The organism is Helicobacter pylori FD535 (genome assembly GCF_000296015.2).
GTDB lineage: Bacteria > Campylobacterota > Campylobacteria > Campylobacterales > Helicobacteraceae > Helicobacter > Helicobacter pylori_CT.
In genome coordinates, this window is the sequence record NZ_AKHP02000036.1 from 1 (window position 1) to 17,567 (window position 17,567).

Below are 17,567 nucleotides of genomic sequence, written 5' to 3' on the forward strand. Positions count from 1 at the left end.
TCATTGCTCCATGCTGAAGACAACGGCGTTTTTTTAAGCGTGGGCTATCAAATCGGTGAAGCGGTTCAAAAAGTGAAAAACGCCGACAGGGTGCAAAAACTTTCAGACGCTTATGAAAACTTAAACAAGCTTTTGGCTAATCATGGCCGCTCCAATCAAGAGATTAACACAAACAGTGCAACAGCGATCAATCAAGCGATTGGTAATTTAAACGCAAACACGCAAAATTTAATGGATAAAACAGACAATTCCCCTGCCTATCAAGCCACGCTTTTAGCGCTAAAATCCACGGTAGGGTTATGGAATAGCATAGCTTATGCGGTCATATGCGGAGGCTATACGGATAAACCCAATCATAACACCACAGAAACTTTTTACAACCAACCAGGACAAGGTTCAGATTCGATCACTTGCGGTGGGCATGTGGGGTTACTTCCAGCAGGCAAAAATTCTCATCTGTCCATTGAACAATTTGCAACGCTCAACAAAGCGTATCAAATTATTCAAGCCGCTTTGAAAAAAGGTCTCCCTGCTTTAAGCAACACAACAACAGTGGAAGTAACCATTAAAACAGGAACTAACGCTCAAAACATTAATGTCAATAATACCAATAACAATGCTGCTGACACTACAGTTAGCATAACTGATACTTATATTAACGATGCGCAAAATCTTTTAACCCAAGCCCAAACCATCATCAACACCCTTCAAGACAATTGCCCGCAGTTGAAAGGGAAATCTTCTAGTAGTAATGGTGGAACTAATAGCGCAAACACCCCTTCATGGCAAACAGGTGCTAACCAAAATTCGTGCAGCGTTTTTGGCACGGAATTTAGCGCTATTTCAGACATGATTAGTAACGCTCAAAACATCGTAAAAGAAACCCAACAACTCAAGACCACCCCACTAAAAAGCATCGCGCAACCCCATGATTTCAACCTCAACTCCCCTGATAGTATCGCTTTGGCTCAAAGCATGCTCAAAAACGCTCAATCTCAAGCAGCGGTTTTAAAACTAGCCAATCAAGTGGGGAGCGATTTCAATAGAATTTCTACAGGAGTTCTTAAAAATTATATAGAAGAATGCAGCGGTTCAAATGAAAGCGTTTCCAATGACACTTGGGGGAAAGGTTGCGCGGGCGTGAAACAAACTCTAACTTCGCTAGAAAGTAGCAACGCTTCTTTTTCTAGCCAAACGCCTCAAATCAATCAAGCGCAAAACCTCGCTAACGCCATTGTTCAAGAACTCGGTCATAACCCTTTCAAACGGGTGGGCATCATTAGTTCTCAAACCAATAACGGGGCGATGAACGGGCTTGGGGTGCAAGTGGGTTATAAGCAATTTTTTGGAGAAAAGAAAAGATGGGGGTTAAGGTATTATGGTTTCTTTGATTACAACCACGCCTATATTAAATCTAGCTTCTTTAACTCGGCTTCTGATGTGTGGACTTATGGGGTGGGTAGCGATTTATTGTTTAATTTCATCAACGATAAAAACACCAACTTTTTAGGCAAGAATAACCAGATTTCAGTGGGGCTTTTTGGAGGAATCGCCTTAGCAGGGACTTCATGGCTTAATTCTCAATTCGTGAATTTAAAAACCATCAGCAATGTCTATAGCGCTAAAGTGAATACGGCTAACTTCCAATTTTTATTCAATTTGGGCTTGAGAACCAATCTCGCTAGACCTAAGAAAAAAGATAGTCATCATGCGGCTCAACATGGCATGGAATTGGGCGTGAAAATCCCTACCATTAACACGAATTACTATTCTTTTCTAGACACCAAACTAGAATACCGAAGGCTTTATAGCGTGTATCTCAATTACGTGTTTGCTTATTAAAAACTCTCTTTTTAAAAAAGGGGGGGGGTTAAACTTCTCAAAAATCTCTCAAGCTAAAAATTTTTAAAAAACGATAATTAAACCTTAAAAAAAGAAATTTTAAGGTATAATGTTTTTGCCATTTTCAGTTTTCCATGGCGAACTCCTTTTTAGAATTTATCCCCATAATCGCGCTTATGGGGGTGTTTGTTTTGCAACAATCTTTCCACATTTAAAAAACGCTCTCTCAAAAACCATTAAAGAATAAAATTACCTTACAAGATGAGCTTTTTTGCGGTTTTCATTAAAAACGATCATTTTTAGCGGAGTTTTTCTAAAAAAAGGGTTTTTTACTCACTTTTGTTGATTTAAACGACACAATCAAGCGTCTTAAGGCAATTTAAAATAAAATAGTGGTAGCATAGTTCTAAAGCCCCTTATTAAATTAATCTATACCAAATAGTAAGGAGTTATCTAACATGGGGTTTTTCAAGCTTAAAGAACACAACACTAACATTGCCACCGAGTTTAGAGCGGGTTTAACGACCTTTATTACCATGATTTACATCGTGCCCTTAAACGCTCTTATCCTTTCTCAAGCCAACATGCCTTATGAAGCCCTTTTGAGTGCAACGGCCATTATCACTATCTTATCGAGCGTGTTTAACGGATTGTGGGCAAACACCCCCATCGCTATGAGCGTGGGCTTAGGGCTGTCAGCTTATTTTAGCTTTGGGCTGGTTCAAGGGCTAAAACTCCCTTGGCAGAGTGCTTTAGGCGTCGTAGCGCTCTCTGGAGCGATTTTTGTGATCCTGTCTTTCACCAAATTTAGAAGTTGGGTCATGCGAAGCATTCCTAGCGATTTAAGGCGCGCGGTGAGTGCGGGAATAGGGGCTTTTATCGCATTTATTGGCCTTAAAGAAATGCATATTGTAGTTACCCATAAGGCTACGCTTGTAACTTTAGGCGATTTTAGCGATCCGCATGTGTTATTGGGGGTTGTGGGGATCGTTTTAACTTTCGCGCTCTACACGCTCAAAATCAAGGGTTCTTTTATCATAGCGGTCTTAATCACTTCCATTCTCGCATGGGTTTTAAAACTGGCTCCTTACCCTAGCGAATTTTTTTCCATGCCCGCTAGCATTAGCCCTATCGCTTTTCAATTAGATTTTAAGGGCATTTTTTTTGATGCGAGCGGGACTTTTACTTTAGCGTTAGTGCCAGTCATCATCACTTTTTTTGTAACCGATTTGTTTGATTCCTTAGGCACGCTTGCAGGGATTGGCCACAAGACTGATTTTTTCAATGATGAAGAAAAAAACAAGGAATTAGAAAGGACTTTAGAAGCGGATGCGGTGGCTTCCTTAGGGAGTGCGGTGGTGGGCGTTTCTACCACGACCGCTTTTATAGAAAGCGCGAGTGGGGTTGAAGAGGGGGGCCGCACAGGGCTTACAGCGGTTTTTACCGGGCTGTTTTTTGTTTTAACGCTCTTTTGCTTGCCTCTTTTAAAAGCCATTCCCAGCAATGCGATTTACCCGGTGCTAGTGATAGTGGGGGTTTTGATGTTTAGCGTGTTAGAGGGGGTGAATTTTAAAGACATGGCCGTTAGCGTTTCCACTTTTTTAACCGTGGTGATGATGCCTTTAACCTTCTCCATTACCGATGGCTTAGCCTTTGGCTTTTTGTCTTATGGTATCATCAAATTAGTTCAAAAAGACTTCAAAGCCATCAATTCTGGCGTTATCACTCTCTGCATCATTTCTGTTTCTGTGTTTATCTTTCGTTAAGCTCTTTTTAAAGAGCTTTGCATTTTTTACCCATTTTGTGGCTTTTTCCTTAATTTGGGTAGTTTATTATCTCAAAACAATTACAATAGCATTATTATTATTGTATCAGTTCAATAAAAGGAAATGGTATGCAAAAAACTTCTAACACTTTGGCGCTGGGGAGTTTAACAGCGTTATTCTTCTTAATGGGTTTTATCACGGTTTTAAACGATATTTTAATCCCGCATTTAAAACCCATTTTTGACTTGACCTATTTTGAAGCTTCGCTCATTCAATTTTGCTTTTTTGGGGCGTATTTCATCATGGGAGGCGTTTTTGGGAATGTGATCAGTAAAATCGGCTACCCTTTTGGTGTGGTGCTTGGTTTTGTGATCACAGCGACGGGGTGCGCGTTGTTTTATCCGGCGGCGCATTTTGGCTCCTATGGGTTTTTTTTAGGAGCGTTGTTTATTTTAGCGAGCGGGATTGTGTGCTTGCAAACCGCTGGTAATCCCTTTGTAACCTTGCTTTCTAAAGGTAAAGAAGCCAGAAACCTGGTTTTAGTCCAGGCGTTCAATTCGCTTGGCACAACTTTAGGGCCTATTTTTGGGAGCTTGTTGATTTTTAGCACGACTAAAATGGGCGATAATGCAAGTTTGATAGACAAATTAGCGGACGCTAAAAGCGTTCAAATGCCTTATTTGGGTTTGGCGGCGTTTTCACTTCTTTTAGCGCTTGTGATGTATCTTTTGAAATTGCCTGATGTGGAAAAAGAAATGCCCAAAGAGACGACGCAAAAAAACCTGTTTTCGCACAAACACTTTGTTTTTGGGGCTTTAGGGATCTTTTTCTATGTGGGGGGAGAAGTGGCGATTGGCTCATTCTTGGTGCTAAGCTTTGAAAAGCTTTTGAATTTAGACCCTCAATCAAGCGCGCATTACTTGGTGTATTATTGGGGAGGCGCGATGGTGGGTCGTTTCTTAGGCAGTGTGTTGATGAATAAAATTGCCCCTAATAAATATCTGGCTTTCAACGCTTTAAGCTCCATTGTTCTCATCGCTTTAGCCATTATCATTGGAGGCAAGATCGCTTTATTCGCTCTGACTTTTGTGGGCTTTTTCAACTCTATCATGTTCCCTACAATCTTTTCTTTGGCTACGCTCAATTTAGGGCATCTCACTTCTAAAGCTTCTGGGGTGATTAGCATGGCGATTGTGGGAGGGGCGTTAATCCCCCCCATTCAAGGCGCGGTTACAGACATGCTAACAGCGACCGAATCAAATTTGCTCTACGCTTATGGTGTGCCGTTGTTGTGCTATTTTTATATCCTCTTCTTTGCGCTTAAAGGGTATAAGCAAGAAGAAAACTCCTAAAAAAAAGGGGGGGGGTTTCTCTTTTATTTTCTTTGTTTTAGCTTGTTTTAAAAATCCAAAAAATTCCAAATTTAATAAGGTTTTATTTGTCAGTGTTTGATGAGGACAGAGCTTTTTTAACAACAACTTGAGACAAAAACACAAACAGGGTTTTTAAAATTTTTAAGATGCGATCAAAAACACTGCTAATGAATAAAAAAATCCCCTAACCACAAAAGATTAAGAGATTTTTAAAAAAGAAGATTAGTAAATGGGCTTAGCGTCTTTGAATTTATACTCCGTAAGAAACCCGGTGCCATCAAAATTACCCACCAAAGAGATCTTTGCAATATCACCCACTTGGCAATCGGTTTCTAAAATAAGATAAGGCACTTCATCTTTACCGATTAAGGTGATCACTCGGCCCTTTTTTTCACGGCTTTGCTTGGGAAATTCTTTAGAATCAAGACCTGTGGTATTATCGCCGGTTTGGAGCATTCTGAAAGCATAACACATGCCATCATTGATTTGAGCGCTATAAATCTTGCCTTTTTTAACTTCTTTTTTAACCCCCGGTTTAAGTGCGATGCGTATTTCTGAGTGGATCTCAGCTTCTTGCATTTTGCCTTTATAATCCCGCACTTGCACCTTATGCACACCATTAGGGTCTCCCTTTTTAAGCAGAGAATCTTCATAGCTGAATTTTTGAATGTCTAAATCCCCATCAACAAAACTCCTAGCATCAAGCTGAACGCTCAAAAGCCCTAGCAACCCAACCAATGAAAATTTCAAACAACGCTTATAAAAATGATTCATCAACAAATCCTTTCAATGTAAAATTAAACAAATATATCTCAAAATTAAAAACAAAAAGATCACAAAACCGCTCATTTAGCAACAAAAACACGCTCCATCAAGAAAACAAAGCCTGAAAAAATCATTCAAAAATAATTTCTTCTGGTTTGATTCCATCGCCATAAACAGGCTCTAAAGTTTCCTTATAAGCTTCTTTTAAGAAGTCGCTAGAAATGAGGGAATCCATCTCGTTATCCAGCCATTCTAAAAGCTTAGGGTTGCCTTTTTTAATCGCTGGAGCGATCACATCCTTATCGCCAAGGCTTGTAATGCCTAATTTAAATTCAGGGTGTTGTTTTATCCAAGCGAGCAATAAAGTGTTGTCATGGGCTAGAGCGGTAGCCTTATTGTTTAAAAGGGCTAAAAAAGTCTCTGTGTTTTGCTCAAATTTCAAAAGTTTGATATTGGGGTAATTTTTAGTGAAATAAAAATCCGCTGTCGTGCCTTTATTCACAATCAACTCTTTATCTTTCAACTCTTCTATATTTTTAATGACCCCATCTTTAGAAATCACCCCCAAAGCGACTTTCATATACGGCTTAGCGAAATCCACGACTTTTTCTCTTTCTTTAGTGCGCGTGAAATTAGCCATGATAATATCCACTTTATTGGCTTTTAAAAATTCCACCCTAGCTGAAGCTTCTACAGGAATAAACTCAATCTTATTTTCATCGCCCAATAAATCAAGGGCCATGCGTTTAGCAATGACTACATCATAGCCTTGATATTCCCCTTTAGAATCCACGGAGCCAAAAGGAGGTTTATCGCTAAAAACCCCCACTTTTAAAACCCCTCTTTGTTTAATGACTTCTAAAGCGTCCTTTTTTTCTTTATGGCTGTCAGAGCAAGCGCTAAAGACTAAAGCGGTTAACACTAAAAACAGCCCCCATACCTTAAAAAGCCCGTTTGTTTTCATAAAAACACCTTTTTTTGAAATTGAAATCATCTTTTTAGCAAACTTTATTTAACAGCTCCCTAAAAAATGGAAAGTTTCTAAAAATTTTTGCGCTCTTTGAGATTTCGGGTTATTAAAAAATTCTTTAGCGCTGTTTTCTTCAGCGATCTTACCGCTATCAAAAAACACGATTTTATGAGCGATTTTTTGCGCGAATTTCATTTCATGCGTTACAATCACCATGCTCATGCCCGTTGTGGCCAATTCTAAAATCACTTCTAAAACTTCTTTAACCATTTCAGGGTCTAAAGAGGCGGTTACTTCATCAAAAAGCATGATTTTTGGCCGCATGCACAAAGAGCGCACGATGGCTACTCGCTGTTTTTGCCCGCCGCTCAATTCTTTAGGGTAAGCTTGTTGTTTATGCTCCAAACCCACGCGCTTTAAAAGCTCTATGGCTTGAGAAATGGCCTCATCTTTGGATCGTTTTTGCACTTTTATAGGAGCGAGTAAGATATTATCCAGCACATTTAAATGCGGGAACAATTCATAATTTTGAAACACCATGCCTATTTTTTGGCGCGTTTTATTCCAGTTAGTGGCCTTATTGTTAAGGTTGGTGTTTTCAAAAAGGATTTCACCTTCATCAATCTTTTCAAGCCCGTTTAAACATTTTAAAAAAGTGCTTTTCCCGCACCCGCTAGGCCCTAAAATCACTGCCGCTTCACCCTTATTTAAAGTGAAATTGATGCCGTCTAAAACCAAATGGTTTTGATAGGTTTTTTTTAACCCTTTGGTTTCTAAAATCACGCTCATTTTACCCTCTAATGTATTGGAATTTTTTTTCTAAATAGGAACTATACAGGCTCAAACTATAGCATAAACTAAAATAAAACATTAAGATAACGCCATAAACCACAAAGCTCGCGTTGGGCATGCGTAAGAGGTTAAGCTCTATGATTTGCTGGCCCACTTTTAACAAATCAATCGCTCCAATGAGAGAGACTAAAGCCGTGGTTTTAATCATGCGCGTGAATAAATTAAGGCTTGAGGGCAATAAAGACAAAAAGCTTTGGGGGAAAATAATGTTAAAAATCACCCTTTTTGAATCCATGCCTAAAGCCAGAGCGCTTTCTATTTGGTGTTTGCTCACGGAAGTTAAAACCCCTCTAGTTAAATCCATCATTTCAGCGCCACCCCACAAGCTAAAAACAATAACGCTCGCCCAAACAGCGCTAATGTGCAAATCAAACCAGCTCGCTAACCCGAAATACACAATAAAAAGCCATGCTAAAAGCGGGATAATGCGAACGCTTTCTAAATACACACGACACGCCAAAACCACTATTTTAGAACCAAACGCCATCAAGCTCCCCAAAAGTATTCCAACAACGATTGAAACAACCGCAGAGCTAAGAGCGATCAAAAGAGTGATCTCAAACCCTTCTAACAAACGCTTAAGATTGTCTAATTCTAGTAAAACTCCCATTTTTAAGCCACTTTCTTTTTAAAGAAACGCTCTAAGACCACAAACAAAACGCTTAAAGGGAGCAAAGCGATCAAATAAGTGGCGCTTAACATCAAAAGGCTTTCAGTCGTTTTGTAATAAATGCCAATAAAATCTTTCGCCACAAACATAATATCGGTTAGGGCTATCGCGCCCACCACAGAAGTTTCTTTGAGTAAAAAAATCACATTCGCCCCTATAGAAGGCATAGAAACGCTTAAACTTTGAGGCAGAATGATGTAATACATCATTTTCAAAGGGCCAAACCCCAAACTCAAAGCGCTTTCTCTTTGAATGGAAGCTAAGCTTTTAAACCCAAGCAAAAAACTCTGACTCATATACCCCCCACCCAAAAACCCTAACGCTAAGATCGCGCACTCTAAAGCGCTCAAACCGATTTCATTCAACCCGTAATACAAAAAGAAAAGCTGGATGAGTAGGGGCGTGTTCCTAGCGATTTCGCCATAGATATAGACGATAGGGGAGATAAAGTGCGTTTTAAAATACAAAATGAGCGCGCACAAAAACCCCACTAAAAGAGAGAGCAAAATCCCAAAGAAAGAAATATAAAGCGTGAGTTCTAACCCCTTAAGAAACGCAGGGATGGAGTGAAACATAAAATCCCAATCTAATGCCATAACGCTATACCTTAAAATTAATGACGCTTTAAAGCATCATGTTTAAAAACAGCTCTTATTTACCCCAATTGTTAGAAGTTTAGAAAAACCCAAGCCTTTATTATGGAAAGTTTATGAGCCATTCAGTCCCTATTCAAAAAATTTGAATTATAATAAAAAACTGGCTGAAATTAACAACAATGGTTAAACAATCATTAAATGGAGAGGACATGCAAAAAAGTTTAGTTTCTTTGGCTTGGGTTTTTGCCGCTATTTTAGGGGCGATCTGTTTAGGGGTGTTAGCCTTACACAAGGGCGAGAGCATCAACACACTATGGCTTGTAGTAGCGAGCGCTTGCATTTATAGCATAGGCTATCGTTTTTATAGCCATTTTATCGCTTATAGGGTGTTAAAGCTAGATGATAGCAGAGCCACGCCTGCATGCGTAAGGAATGATGGCAAGGATTTTGTGCCAACCGATAAAGCGATCACTTTTGGGCATCATTTCGCTGCTATTGCTGGGGCTGGCCCTTTAGTAGGCCCGATACTGGCCGCTCAAATGGGTTACTTGCCCTCTATCTTATGGATTTTGATAGGCTCGGTTTTAGGGGGTTGCGTGCATGATTTTGTGGTGCTTTTTGCTTCCATTAGGCGCGATGGCAAGTCTTTAGGCGAAATGATCAAGCTTGAAATGGGTCAATTTGTAGGCATGATCGCCAGTCTTGGTATTTTAGGGATCATGCTCATTATCATTGCGATTTTAGCGATGGTGGTGGTGAAGGCTTTAGCACATTCGCCTTGGGGCTTTTTTACGATCGCTATGACCATTCCCATTGCGATTCTTATGGGGCTTTACATGCGGTTTTTCAGACCGCATAAGATTTTGGAAGTTTCTGTTATTGGCTTTATCCTATTGATTATAGCGATTTATGCGGGTAAATACGTTTCTTTAGATCCTAAATTAGCGTCAATATTCACTTTTGAGGCTAGCTCTTTAGCGTGGATGATCATGGGCTATGGGTTTGTGGCTTCTATTTTACCGGTATGGTTTTTACTCGCTCCACGAGATTATTTAAGCACTTTTTTAAAAATTGGCGTGATAGGGGTGTTGGTTGTGGCTATTGTTTTTGTCGCTCCGCCTTTACAAATCCCTAAAATCACGCCCTTTGTAGATGGCAGTGGGCCCGTGTTTGCAGGAAGCGTGTTCCCTTTCTTGTTTATCACGGTGGCTTGCGGGACGATTAGCGGCTTTCATGCTTTAATTTCTTCAGGCACAACCCCTAAAATGCTCGCTAAAGAAAGCGACGCAAGGCTAGTGGGCTATGGCTCTATGGTGATGGAGAGCGTTGTGGCTCTTATGGCGTTGGTGTGCGCAGGGATCTTGCACCCAGGGCTTTATTTCGCTATCAATTCTCCAGAAGTGAGCATCGGTAAAGATATAGCTGATGCGGCTTCAGTGATTAGCTCATGGGGGTTTAGTATCAGTGCTGAAGAAATCAGTGAGATGACCAAAAACATCGGTGAAAGCTCCATTTTGAGCCGCACCGGTGGGGCGCCCACTTTTGCGATCGGTTTAGCGATGATTGTGTATCACATTTTAGGGGATCCAAGCGTGATGGCGTTTTGGTATCATTTTGCGATCTTGTTTGAAGCTTTGTTCATTTTAACCGCTGTGGATGCTGGCACACGAACCGCTCGTTTTATGATCCAAGATTTGCTCGGTAATGTTTATAAACCTTTGGGCGATCTTAGCTCTTATAAGGCTGGGATTTTTGCCACTCTTTTGTGCGTGGCAGGGTGGGGGTATTTCTTGTATCAAGGCACGATTGACCCTAAAGGAGGGATTTATACGCTATGGCCTTTATTTGGCGTGAGCAATCAGATGTTAGCGGGCATGGCGTTGTTGTTGGTTACGGTGGTGTTGTTTAAAATGGGGCGTTTTAAGGGGGCGATGGTAAGCGCTTTGCCGGCAGTTTTGATTTTATCCATCACTTTTTATAGCGGTATTTTAAAGGTGGCGCCAAAGAGCGATGACAGCGTGCTGAATAATGTTTCGCATGTGGCGCAGATGCAAATCATCAAAGAAAAAATGGCTACCACTACCGATGAAAAAGCACTAAAAACGCTCCAAAAATCCTTTTTTAACCACGCTATTGATGCGATTTTGTGCGTGTTTTTCATGCTTGTAGCGCTACTAGTTTTAATCGTGAGCGTTAGGATTTGCTCAAACGCTTATTTTAAAAATAAAATTTACCCGCCGTTAGCTGAAACGCCCTATATCAAAGCCTCTTGAATAAAAAAGGGGTTTTAACCCCCTTTAAACCCACAGAAAAAAGTTTGACCCTGTTTGTGAAGCGCGCAAACACTAAAGAAGTTTGGGGTTTCTGCTTGGGTTTTTAAAAAGCTATCGCTTGCTTTTTAACAAACTCTTTATTATTTTCTAAAAAATGCTAAAAGCTCAATTTTAAAGATGGTTTAAAGATGATGGATATTTTGCTTAATGGGTATGATTAAAAAAAGGGCTTTTGCTTGAAAAGAAATTTTATATATAGAGATCAGAGAAACAGCGTTAAAAGACGCTTATCCTATCGTGGGAGATTAGCATCAAAAGATGCCTACTATATTTTGTGATCATAGCGTCAAAATGACGCCTACTATATTTTGTGATAGCATCAAAATGACGCTATAAGGGCCGTGTATAACGCGCTCCTGTCAGAATAAAGGGCGGGGAAGTTTTTAGGCACAGGCCCGTTTTCACCCGGTTTAAAGCCTTTGTTAGTATGCACGCCATAATATGCAAGATCCACGCTACCGCTCAAGTATTCAGTGAATTTATAACCTAAAGAGATCATCGCTCTCGCTTCCCAAGAGACCACTGAATTGGAATATTGCGTGGCGAATTTCCATGTGAATTTTTTGGCAAAATGAGTGCCGCCACAAGAAAGGAGAATGGTAGCGGCGTCTCTTTTAAGGGCTGTGCCTGTAAAACCAGCATAGACGCTGTTACTCCCCATTATCACACCGCTTGGATTCCCCATATTGCCTATCCAACCATTAGCGTTTTGAAAGACTTTATAAAAAGCGATGGAAACATTGTAATTGTTGATATCAAAGCGTTGGCGGATAATGAGATTTTGCCCGTTTTGAGTGGCAGGCGTGTCGTATCTATAGACTGGACTCCCGTCGGATTTAACGATCATCCAAGGGTAGTAAATGGGAAAAAACCCTATGACAGCTGTATCAGAGCGAAAGCCCGTGCCGCTAAAATTAGGGTTAGAGTCCCAACCAATCTTAACGCCCGGAGCGTTAAAGATTTGAGGCGAAAGGTAATAAAAGCCTTCTATGAGGAAACGATGAGGTTTATAGGTGAGTTGCACCGCATGCGTGCCATAAAGCACCTTTCGCCCATGGCTGTCATAACCTCCCTTATCGTTTTTGGTAAAGCCTCCGCTGTAAGTGGTCCGTGCAGCAAACCAATCCATTAAAAACGAACCGTAAGCGAACGCCCTCCCAAAAGAGCTAAACCAAGTCAAGCGTGCATGCTTGTATTGCCCAGAAACTTGAAAGCCTTGCGTTTGACCGCTTTTATAAGGCATAGTGGAGAGATAGCGTCCGGCTTTTATTTCAAAATAATTCTTATAAGCGTATTCTAAATACGCATCGCTAAAGACATAATTGCGGACATTTTTATTGTGTTTCATGTTTTGTGTCGCTAAATCATCGCTTTGTAAGATGTTTGTATAACCCCCCATGAACCCATCATAATAACCAAAGAGGTTGTAAGCCACAGATCCGTCTTCAAACTTCTTCGTGCCGTCATAGAAAATAGATCCCACCATGCCCCCTATTTTGCCTTTTAGAACATGGTCTGAAACCTTTTTGGGTAACAGGCTAAAACCAAGCCCTAAATAGCCCGCAATCGTTGCGAATTGCTGCATAGGGTAGATACCTCTTTCTTTGTTGATTTTATGCTGGTTAAAACCGATAGTGCTGGATTGATCCACAAAGCCGTTGAGCTTAGCTTCAAAACCTTGTAAAGAAGAGCTTAAAAATGCCCCAAAGAATAAAACCTGACTTGCCTTTTTCATGCATGCCTCCTAAAATGAGATTGATAAATGCAAATACTTTTAAAGATAAATCTATTCTTTGATTTTTATTATTCTTAGCTTTGAAATAATTATAATATGTAAAATAATGCATATGATGAGAAAGTCAAGCTTTTAAAAGCTAAAAACGATTAATTTGTGGAAAATTTACTCTCTTTAAATTCAAATGGCTAATATATGGCGCTAAAATCCGTTACGAGTAACGGATTATTTTGAATGAATCGCTTGAGAATAGGGTTGAGCTTTGTTTTATTGTTTTTAGGTTTTATTTTGTTATAAAACAAAGCCTATTGGTTGTAGTTTTTATACAATTCTATTAAGTGTTTAGTGGAGCTGTCAAAATAAGCGTTGCTTTTATGCCCTTCTAATTCTTGTAAAATCGGCACGGCCAGTTCTTTCCCAAGCTCCACGCCCCATTGATCAAAGCTGTTAATATCCCAAATAACCCCTTGCACAAAGACTTTATGCTCATAAAGAGCCACTAACGCCCCCATATTGCTTGGTGAAATCTTTTCTAGTAAAAGGATATTAGAGGGGCGGTTGCCAAAAAACACCCTGTGGTGGGCTAGATCTTTGGCTTCATCTTTGTCTAATCCTTTAAAGAGCAACTCCCCAAGCGCTTCTTCATAACTCTTGCCTTTCATGAAGGCTTGCGCTTGTGCTAAAACATTGCTGAATAAAATCTCATGGTGGCCTTTAACGTTAGGCTTTTTATCTAAGGAAGCGATAAAATCAATGGGTATTAAATGCGTGCCTTGATGCAAGAGCTGGAAAAAGGCGTGCTGAGCGTTAATGCCCATATCGCCCCAAACAACAGGGCATGTGTCATAGGGGATGATTTCGCCTTTTTTGCTGATGCGTTTGCCATTGCTTTCCATATCTAATTGCTGAATGAATTTAGGGAAATGCCTTAAATACTGATCGTAAGGAGCGATTAAATGGCTTTTGGATTGGAAAAAATTGATATACCACACGCCAATTAGCCCCATTAAAACGGGTAAATTGCTTTCAAAAGGGGCGTTTCTAAAATGCTCATCCATTAGATACGCTCCTTTCAAAAGAGCGTTAAAATTTTTCTTCCCTAAATAGATCATAATGGATAAGCCAATAGCCGACCACAAGCTATAGCGCCCCCCTACAAAATCCCAAAATTCAAACATGTTATGCTCGTCAATGCCAAATTGTTGGACGGCTTCTTTATTGGTGGATACCGCTACAAAGTGCTTAGCGATATGCTTTTCATCGCCGCTTCTTTCTACAAACCATTTTCTAGCGGTTAGGGCGTTGGTTAAGGTTTCTTGAGTGGAAAAAGTCTTAGAAGCCACGATAAAAAGCGTGCTGGCTGGATTGAGTTTTTCTAAAACATCTAAAATCTGTGTGCCATCCACATTAGACACAAAATGCATTTTTAATCTCGGATGGGCGTAGCGTTTTAGGGCGGTGCAAACCATTAAAGCGCCTAAATCTGACCCCCCAATGCCGATATTGACAATATCGGTGATCACTTGATTGGTATAGCCTAATCTTTTACCGCTCCTCACGCTATCGCTAAAGGCTCGCATGCGTTTTAAAACGCTCCTAACACTCTTTAACACTTCCATGTTGTCTAGTAAAATTTCAGTGTCATTCAAGCTTCTTAAAGCGGTGTGTAAAACGGCCCTTTTTTCGGTGGTGTTGATCTTTTCGCCCTTAAACATCGCTTCAATCTTTTCTTTTAAAGAGCAGTCGTTCGCTAATTCAAAAAGAAGCTTTAAAGTGGTGTCGTTCAGGCGGTTTTTGGAATAATCCAGGCTTAAGCTTTCAAATTGCACGAAATAACGGCTCGCTCGCTCTTTGTCTTTAGAAAACCAATCACGCATATGCGCTTCTTTGATTTCTTCATAATGTTTGAGTAATTTTGGATAAGTTTTTAATTGGGTTAGCATCAATACCCCTTAATTAAAAGATATAACGCTGTATTATAAGCTAGTTTTAATTACAATTTTCAAATGTTAAGAAAAAACATTTTAGCTTACTATGGGGCGAATTTTCTCTTAATCATCGCTCAAAGCTTACCCCATGCGATTTTAACCCCCTTGTTGCTTTCTAAAGGGCTTAGTTTGAGTGAAATCCTGCTCGTGCAAACCTTTTTTAGCTTTTGCGTGCTAGTGGCTGAATACCCAAGCGGTGTTTTAGCGGATTTGATGAGCCGGAAAAATTTATTCCTTGTTTCTAATGTCTTTTTAATCGCTAGTTTTTCGTTTGTGCTGTTTTTTGATAGCTTTGTTTTCATGCTTTTAGCATGGGGGCTGTATGGTTTGTATAGCGCATGCTCTAGCGGCACGATTGAAGCTTCACTCATCACAGATATTAAAGAAAATAAAAAGGATTTGTCCCGGTTTTTAGCCAAAAACAATCAAATCGCTTATTTGGGCATGATTATAGGGAGTTCTTTGGGGTCGTTTTTGTATCTCAAAGTCCATGCGATGCTGTATATCGTTGGGATTTTTTTAATCATGCTTTGTGCACTAACGATCATTGTTTATTTTAAAGAAAAAGAAGGGGATTTTAAAAACCAAAAAAGTTTGAAACTCCTTAAAGAGCAAGTTAAAGGCAGTCTTAAAGAGCTTAAAGATAACCCCAGGCTTAAAATTTTGTTAGTGGGGCATTTGATTACGCCCGTCTTTTTTATGAGCCATTTTCAAATGTGGCAAGCGTATTTTTTAAAACAAGGCATTAAAGAGCAATACCTTTTTATGTTCTATATTGCTTTTCAAGTGATTTCTATTCTCATTCATTTTTTAAAAGCCAAAAATTACAGCCAAAAAATCGCCCTAAGTTCGCTTTTGGTGTTACTAGGCGTTAGCCCCTTGTTGCTTATGAATATCCCTTATTTATTTATAGGGGTGTATGCGCTCATGGTGGCGTTTTTCACTTACATGAGTTATTGCTTGGGGTATCAATTCTCCAAATTTGTTTCTAAAAACAACATTTCATCGCTCTCATCGCTTTTATCAAGCTGTGTGCGCGTGGTCTCTGTGCTAATTTTATCGCTCAGCAGTCTGGAACTGCGTTACTTTTCGCCCCTAACTATCATAACCATGCATTTTGCCCTAACGCTTATCATGCTCTTTTTCTTTTTGTATAAGACTAAGCCGTTTGATGAGTGATGAATATTGAACATAAAATGTAAAAAATGCCAAAAAGTATTTTTTTAAATAAAAATATAAAAGAGCTTGACGCTAGTCAAGTGATAACTTATTAAAAAAGCGGTCTTGGGGGTTAGGGGGTTTATTAAGGGGGTTAAGGGGGTATTATCGCAAAATATCCCCTATCCCCTTAAGGAAATGAGTTTTGCTAAATAAAATATAAGACTACAACCTTTTAGCGATTTCTACAGCAACATCATAGCCATGGTTTAAAGCGGTAGCGATGCTCGCCCCTGATTTGAATAAAATATCGCCCACGATGAATAAATTAGGGATATTGTTGCTCTCTAAATTTTCTTTCACTATAGGGATATTGGTACTGGGATCTAATTCTAAAGAACAGCGTTTAAAAAATTCTAAAGGGGTAGAGCCGCCGATCGCGTACAGCAAACGATCAAAACTCTCGCTCGTGTTATCGGTGAAATTAACCTTAATTTGAGTGCTATCTTCTTCTAGGCTTTCAATATCCACTCCAAGCTTGCTTTTAAGCGTGTTATTGTTTAGGACTTCTTGCAAGTTTTTAGCGTTGTCTTCATTGATGCGGCTGAATTCTTTTTTGCGGTAATTGAGGGTGGTAGGGGTGGTTTTGCACAAAGCAATGGCGTATTCCACCGCTGAGTTGCCTCCGCCGATCACAAGGGTTTTTTCATTTTCCTTACAATCATTGATACTAAAAACCACTTGTTTGGAGAGCGCGACAGGGATTTTGTAAGTAGTAGGGCGGTTGGGCTGGCCCATTTTCCCGATCGCAACCACCACAAATTTAGCATGATAGGTTGTATTAGAAGTGGTGGTGATTGTAAAGTATTCGCCTTCTTTTTTCACGCTCTCAATATCGGTTTTATAGCTTGGCGTGATGTGGTGTTCTTTTAAAAGGTTAGTGAAATTCTCTAAAGTCTCTTCTTTAAAGCTGTCTTTAAAAGGGATATGCCCTTTAAGCTCTACGACTTGCTTTTTATAATCTTTATCAATCCTTTTACCGGCTTTATAAAACTTCTCTAACATGCCTGAATGGCTTTCGGTTTTTTCGCATAAAAGCACTTTTTTAACGCCGGCTATTTCGCATTCTACGGCCGTGGCAATGCCCCCAGGTCCTGCACCCACTATCAATACATCTAAAATTTCTTGGTTCATTTCTATCCTTTTATTTTAATTCTTTTTAATTCTCTTGGCGTTTCTCTTGTAAAACCGCTTCGTTCAAATCGCTCGCGCTGTCATACAACACGCTTTCAAGCATGCGTTTTTCATCGTCAAACTGACCGCTTTTAACCCCCCATAAAAACGCTATTAAGCCTACCAATCCCATAAGCACTGAGACAACTAACATGATGGTTAAAATTTCTGTATTCATCTCTATATCTTTTAGGTTATTAGGATAACGCTGTCATTATACTAAAAGATAGCGTTTAAATCACCAATAGGTTGAATAAGTTTGGATAACATGAAAATAAAAACGAAA

The 17,567-nt window shown here is 39.8% G+C and carries 14 protein-coding genes; 5 read left to right on the forward strand and 9 right to left on the reverse strand.

The window, feature by feature from the left end:
• From DV63_RS18385 to DV63_RS14145, 3 genes are all read left to right on the forward strand, one after another.
• A partial coding sequence (locus DV63_RS18385) for an outer membrane protein (RefSeq protein WP_020982437.1) occupies positions 1 to 1,842 on the forward strand: 1,842 nt, incomplete at its 5' end.
• Positions 1,843 to 2,300: 458 nt separating this feature from the next.
• Positions 2,301 to 3,608, forward strand: a complete 1,308-nt coding sequence (locus DV63_RS14140; protein ID WP_000505494.1) for an NCS2 family permease — start codon at positions 2,301 to 2,303, stop codon at positions 3,606 to 3,608.
• 128 nt (positions 3,609 to 3,736) lie between these two features.
• On the forward strand, positions 3,737 to 4,960 hold the full coding sequence (locus tag DV63_RS14145; RefSeq protein WP_001174174.1) for a sugar MFS transporter: 1,224 nt from the start codon (positions 3,737 to 3,739) through the stop codon (positions 4,958 to 4,960).
• Positions 4,961 to 5,203: 243 nt separating this feature from the next.
• On the opposite strand, the gene DV63_RS14150 is transcribed toward DV63_RS14145, so the two are convergent.
• The 5 genes from DV63_RS14150 to DV63_RS14170 all read right to left on the reverse strand — a co-directional run bounded on the left by DV63_RS14150 (position 5,204) and on the right by DV63_RS14170 (position 8,834).
• On the reverse strand, positions 5,204 to 5,755 hold the full coding sequence (locus DV63_RS14150) for a hypothetical protein (RefSeq protein ID WP_001015381.1): 552 nt from the start codon (positions 5,753 to 5,755) through the stop codon (positions 5,204 to 5,206).
• A gap of 121 nt (positions 5,756 to 5,876) precedes the next feature.
• Entirely contained in the window at positions 5,877 to 6,710 is an 834-nt protein-coding gene (locus DV63_RS14155; protein ID WP_000856039.1) for a transporter substrate-binding domain-containing protein, read from the reverse strand.
• Between the two features lie 48 nt (positions 6,711 to 6,758).
• Positions 6,759 to 7,505, reverse strand: coding sequence for an amino acid ABC transporter ATP-binding protein (locus DV63_RS14160; protein ID WP_000111291.1), 747 nt, complete (start codon positions 7,503 to 7,505; stop codon positions 6,759 to 6,761).
• Between the two features lies 1 nt (position 7,506).
• Positions 7,507 to 8,178: an ABC transporter permease subunit gene (locus DV63_RS14165; protein WP_000538508.1), complete on the reverse strand. Its 672-nt coding sequence runs from the start codon at positions 8,176 to 8,178 to the stop codon at positions 7,507 to 7,509.
• A 2-nt stretch (positions 8,179 to 8,180) separates the two neighbouring features.
• Positions 8,181 to 8,834: an amino acid ABC transporter permease gene (locus DV63_RS14170; RefSeq protein ID WP_001162511.1), complete on the reverse strand. Its 654-nt coding sequence runs from the start codon at positions 8,832 to 8,834 to the stop codon at positions 8,181 to 8,183.
• A 179-nt stretch (positions 8,835 to 9,013) separates the two neighbouring features.
• Between DV63_RS14170 and DV63_RS14175 the strand changes: the two genes are divergently transcribed.
• A complete protein-coding gene (locus DV63_RS14175) occupies positions 9,014 to 11,107 on the forward strand; it encodes a carbon starvation CstA family protein (RefSeq protein ID WP_172635380.1) in 2,094 nt (697 codons plus the stop codon).
• Positions 11,108 to 11,486: 379 nt separating this feature from the next.
• On the opposite strand, the gene hofH is transcribed toward DV63_RS14175, so the two are convergent.
• Positions 11,487 to 12,902 (reverse strand): outer membrane beta-barrel protein HofH, encoded by a 1,416-nt coding sequence (gene hofH, locus DV63_RS14180; protein ID WP_000710242.1) that lies wholly within the window; start codon positions 12,900 to 12,902, stop codon positions 11,487 to 11,489.
• A 305-nt stretch (positions 12,903 to 13,207) separates the two neighbouring features.
• Positions 13,208 to 14,845, reverse strand: coding sequence for a glucose-6-phosphate isomerase (pgi, locus tag DV63_RS14185; RefSeq protein WP_000957601.1), 1,638 nt, complete (start codon positions 14,843 to 14,845; stop codon positions 13,208 to 13,210).
• A 63-nt stretch (positions 14,846 to 14,908) separates the two neighbouring features.
• Here pgi and DV63_RS14190 point away from each other — a divergent pair, with 63 nt between their 5' ends.
• Positions 14,909 to 16,069 carry an HP1165 family MFS efflux transporter gene (locus DV63_RS14190; protein ID WP_000944823.1) on the forward strand — a complete coding sequence of 387 codons (1,161 nt, stop codon included), beginning with the start codon at positions 14,909 to 14,911 and terminating at the stop codon, positions 16,067 to 16,069.
• Positions 16,070 to 16,273: 204 nt separating this feature from the next.
• Here the strand turns inward: DV63_RS14190 and DV63_RS14195 are convergent, their stop codons facing one another.
• Together DV63_RS14195 and ccoS are read right to left on the reverse strand one after the other, a co-directional pair.
• On the reverse strand, positions 16,274 to 17,242 hold the full coding sequence (locus DV63_RS14195) for an NAD(P)-binding domain-containing protein (protein ID WP_001071024.1): 969 nt from the start codon (positions 17,240 to 17,242) through the stop codon (positions 16,274 to 16,276).
• A 25-nt stretch (positions 17,243 to 17,267) separates the two neighbouring features.
• Positions 17,268 to 17,459: a cbb3-type cytochrome oxidase assembly protein CcoS gene (gene ccoS / locus DV63_RS14200; protein ID WP_001090952.1), complete on the reverse strand. Its 192-nt coding sequence runs from the start codon at positions 17,457 to 17,459 to the stop codon at positions 17,268 to 17,270.
• Between the last annotated feature and the right edge of the window lie 108 nt (positions 17,460 to 17,567).